The 4250-nt window shown below is 70.9% G+C and carries 5 protein-coding genes; all 5 read left to right on the top strand.

Features of this window, described 5'->3' with window-relative positions; genetic code table 11:
* The first annotated feature begins 212 nt into the window (after positions 1–212).
* Positions 213–701: an RNA polymerase-binding transcription factor CarD gene (gene carD / locus QH283_RS16960; protein ID WP_011206964.1), complete on the top strand. Its 489-nt coding sequence runs from the start codon at positions 213–215 to the stop codon at positions 699–701.
* 16 nt (positions 702–717) lie between these two features.
* Positions 718–1410 (top strand): 2-C-methyl-D-erythritol 4-phosphate cytidylyltransferase, encoded by a 693-nt coding sequence (ispD, locus tag QH283_RS16955; RefSeq protein WP_280503960.1) that lies wholly within the window; start codon positions 718–720, stop codon positions 1408–1410.
* A 53-nt stretch (positions 1411–1463) separates the two neighbouring features.
* Positions 1464–1931, top strand: coding sequence for a 2-C-methyl-D-erythritol 2,4-cyclodiphosphate synthase (gene ispF / locus QH283_RS16950; protein WP_280503959.1), 468 nt, complete (start codon positions 1464–1466; stop codon positions 1929–1931).
* Positions 1932–2065: 134 nt separating this feature from the next.
* The gene (gene cysS / locus QH283_RS16945) at positions 2066–3469 is read left to right on the top strand and encodes a cysteine--tRNA ligase (protein ID WP_280503958.1); all 1404 of its coding nucleotides are present in this window, start codon (positions 2066–2068) and stop codon (positions 3467–3469) included.
* On the top strand, positions 3469–4250 hold a 782-nt coding region (locus QH283_RS16940), incomplete at its 3' end, for a TrmH family RNA methyltransferase (protein WP_280503961.1). The genes cysS and QH283_RS16940, both read left to right, overlap by 1 nt.

Below are 4250 nucleotides of genomic sequence, written 5' to 3'. Positions count from 1 at the left end.
TTCGGTTGGATGGCCGCGTGACCGCTGCGCGGCGCCCGCGCGCCCGCCGCAGGTGATGCCCGGCGATAACTCGTTCTCGCACAACGTGATGCACACCGCGCAAGTTCTGTCAACCCCCAAGGAGTGCTCGTTGTGGCCCTGACCTGCACAGTTGATCGCGCCGTTATCGAGTCGCATGTTAAACTGTGAACATCGAAAGGGGCACGGGACACATGATTTTTAAGGTCGGAGACACCGTCGTTTACCCCCACCACGGAGCGGCGCTGATCGAAGCAATCGAGACTCGCACCATCAAGGGTGAGCAAAAAGAGTATCTGGTCCTCAAGGTCGCCCAGGGCGATCTGACCGTACGCGTTCCCGCGGAGAATGCCGAATACGTCGGCGTCCGCGACGTCGTGGGCCAGGAGGGTCTCGACCGGGTCTTCCAGGTGCTACGGGCACCGCACACCGAGGAGCCGACCAACTGGTCCCGTCGCTACAAGGCCAACCTGGAGAAGCTCGCCTCCGGCGATGTGAACAAGGTGGCCGAGGTCGTGCGCGATCTGTGGCGCCGCGAGCAGGATCGCGGACTTTCCGCTGGTGAGAAGCGCATGCTCGCCAAGGCGCGGCAGATTCTCGTCGGCGAGCTCGCGCTCGCGGAGGGCACCGACGACGGCAAGGCCGAGACCCTGCTCGACGAGGTCCTCGCCGCGGCGTCCTGACGCCGACGATCGAATCGTGAACACCATCGACAACGACGGTCGCGTCGTTGCCCTGGTTCCTGCCGCCGGCCGCGGCGTCCGTCTGGGTGAGGAAACTCCCAAGGCGTTCGTCCCGGTCGGCGGCACGCCCATGGTCCGGCTCGCCGTGGACGGCCTGCTGGCCTCCGGGGTGGTGGACCGCGTCGTCGTGATGGTTCCCGCCGATTTCACCGAGCGCGCAGTCGCCCTGCTGCCGCCCTCGGATGCCGTGCGGGTCGTCGTCGGCGGAGCCGAACGTACCGATTCGGTGCGCGCCGGGCTCGCCGACGCACCGGATGCCGGATATTTTCTGGTCCACGACGCCGCGCGCGCTCTGACGCCGCCCGAGCTCATCGGGCGAATCGTGGGCGAACTGCGCGCAGGCCGCCGGGCCGTCGTTCCCGCGCTCCCCGTGGTCGACACCGTCAAATCCGTCGACGCCGAGGGCGTGGTCACCGGCACCCCCGACCGGGCCGCGTTGCGCGCCGTCCAGACTCCGCAGGGCTTCGCCGCCGATCTGCTCCGCACGGCCTACGCCGCCGATGTGCTCGCGACCGACGACGCCGGTCTGGTCGAACGCCTCGGCGTAGCGGTGCACACCGTGCCGGGCGATCCGCTGGCCTTCAAGATCACCACACCGCTGGATCTGCGGCTCGCCGAGACGCTCATCGCCCACCGCGCCGCCCTCTGATCGCGCGGCCTCCCCGCGATCGGGCTCGAACCGGGATGTGAGACGGTCTGTTCATGCGAGTGGGAATCGGCAGCGACGTGCACCCGATCGAGCCGGGCAGGCCGTGCTGGATGGCCGGTCTGCTGTTCGCCGACGCCGACGGGTGCGCCGGACACTCCGACGGCGACGTGGCCGTGCACGCCCTGTGCGACGCGCTGCTCTCGGCCGCGGGGATGGGTGACGTCGGCGCGGTGTTCGGCACCGGACGCCCGGAGTGGGCCGGGGTGTCCGGCGCGCGCATGCTCACCGAGGTGCGCAGACTGCTCGCCGAGGCCGGTTTCGAGGTCGGCAACGCCGCGGTACAGGTCATCGGTAACAAGCCCAAGATCGGCCCGCGCCGTGAGGAGGCGCAGCGGGTGCTGGGCGAGCTGCTCGGCGCACCCGTCTCGGTGTCCGGCACGACCACCGACGGACTCGGCCTGACCGGTCGCGGCGAAGGCGTCGCGGCCGTCGCCACCGCTTTGATCCGCCCCCGCACCTGAGCTGCCGCGCGGACGCGGTACGGTCGGTGCGAGCCCGCGGCGGGGTCTGCGGGCGTGGCGCGTATAGCACCACAGACGCGACGAGTCGAGCCGGGGCACGAAGCCCCTGCTACGACCGACTAGGATCGACCCCCGTGACACTGCGCCTCTTTGACACCGAAAGCCGAACCATGCGCGAATTCGCGCCGCTGGTTCCCGGCCGCGCTTCGGTGTACTTGTGTGGTGCCACCGTGCAGGGCGAACCCCATATCGGTCACGTGCGCTCCGGCGTCGCCTTCGACGTGCTGCGCCGCTGGTTGCAGGCCCACGACTACGACGTCTGGTTCATTCGCAACGTCACCGACATCGACGACAAGATCCTCAACACGGCCGCCGAGGCGGGCCGCCCCTGGTGGGAGTGGGCCGCGACCTACGAGCGGGCCTTCGACCGCGCCTACGACCTGCTCGGTGTGCAGCCGCCTTCGGCCGAACCGCGCGCCACCGGACACATCACCCAGATGGTCGAGCTCATGCAGCGCCTGATCGACCGCGGCCACGCCTACGCCTCGGCGGGCAACGTCTACTTCGACGTGGTGAGTTTCCCGGAGTACGGCGCGCTGTCGGGCCACAAGCTCGACGACGTGCACCAGGGCGAGAGCGCGGGGGAGGGCAAGCGCGACCCGCGCGACTTCACGCTCTGGAAGGCCGCCAAGCCGGGCGAGCCGAGCTGGCCGTCGCCGTGGGGCCCCGGCCGCCCCGGCTGGCACCTGGAGTGCTCGGCCATGGCCGGCTACTACCTCGGCTCCGAGTTCGACATCCACTGCGGTGGAATGGATCTCGTCTTCCCGCACCACGAGAACGAGATCGCCCAGTCCAAGGCCGCCGGCGACGGCTTCGCCCGTTACTGGCTGCACAACGGCTGGGTGACCATGGGCGGGGAGAAGATGTCGAAGTCCCTGGGCAACGTGCTGTCGGTGCCGAACATACTGACCAGGGTGCGCGCGGTGGAACTGCGCTTCTACCTGGGCAGTGCCCACTACCGCTCCATGCTCGAGTACTCCGACAAGGCGCTCGGCGACGCCGTGACCGCCTACCAGAACATCGAGGGCTTCCTGCACCGGGTCGAGGCCAGGATCGGCGAGGTGCCCGCGGTCGGCAAGTGGACCGACGCCTTCGCCGAGGCCATGGACGACGATCTCGCGGTCCCGCGTGCGCTGTCGGAGGTCTTCCGGGTGATGCACGAGGGCAACAAAGCGCTCGAGTCCGGCGCGCTGGACACCGCGCGCGAGCTGGCCGGGCAGATGCGCGCCATGCTCGACATCTTCGGCGTGTGCCCGTTCGACGAGCACTGGCAGCGCGCGAAGGACGATTCGGCGACCGGGCAGGCGCTGGACACCCTGGTGCGGGCCGAGCTGGAGCGCCGTCAACAGGCGCGCGCGGCCAGGGACTGGGCGACCGCCGATGCGGTGCGTGACCGGCTCGCTGCCGCGGGCATCGAAGTGACCGATACCCCGAACGGCCCGGAATGGTCGCTGAACGCTGGTGGAAGGGCGATCTGATGGCAGGCAATTCGCGGCGCCGAGGCGCGGTGCGCAAGGGCGGCACCAAGAAGGGGCAGGTCGTCGGTTCCGGCGGCAAGCGCAGGCGCGGCTTGGAGGGCAGGGGCGCCACCCCGCCCGCCGAGATGCGCACCAAGCATCCCGCGGCCAGGCGCGCCGCCGCGGCCAAGAAGGCGGCCGCGGCCCGCACCGGCGCGCGTGGTCCGGCGGGCCGTCCGGCCGGTCGCAAGCAGGACGACGGTCCCGAATTGGTCCTCGGCCGCAATCCGGTGGTGGAGTGCCTGCGCGCGGGCGTGCCTGCCACGGCGCTCTACGTGGCCGTCGGCGCGGAGAACGACGAGCGGCTGACCGAGGCCGTGCAGATCGCCGCCGACACCGGCATCTCGATCCTGGAGGTGCCGCGCACCGACCTGGACCGGATGAGTTCCAACGGCCTGCACCAGGGCATGGCCCTGCAGGTGCCGCCCTACCGCTACGCCCATCCCGACGACCTGGCCGAGCTGGCGAACACCGCCGCCCAACCCGCGCTGCTGGTGGCGCTGGACAACATCTCCGATCCGCGCAACCTCGGCGCGGTGATCCGCTCGGTGGCGGCCTTCGGCGGGCACGGCGTGGTCATCCCGCAGCGGCGCAGCGCCAGCGTCACCGCGGTGGCCTGGCGCACCCGCGCGGGCGCCGCGGCCAGGCTCCCGGTCGCGCGCGCGCCCCCACAGGCCCCCCCCGGGGAGGGTTGGGGCGCCCCCGGGGCGCGCCCGCACGGGGTTGGAGCCCGGGGGGGGCC

This window comes from Nocardia farcinica (assembly GCF_029867845.1).
Classification (GTDB): Bacteria; Actinomycetota; Actinomycetes; order Mycobacteriales; family Mycobacteriaceae; genus Nocardia; species Nocardia farcinica_A.
The sequence above is the reverse complement of the archived record's forward strand: the minus strand, read 5'-3'. Positions and strand labels throughout refer to the sequence as shown.

Coding starts and splice junctions, on each gene's coding strand:
- carD (WP_011206964.1), top strand. CDS start 213: ATGATTTTTAAGGTCGGAGACACCGTCGTTTACCCCCACCACGGAGCG.
- ispF (WP_280503959.1), top strand. CDS start 1,464: ATGCGAGTGGGAATCGGCAGCGACGTGCACCCGATCGAGCCGGGCAGG.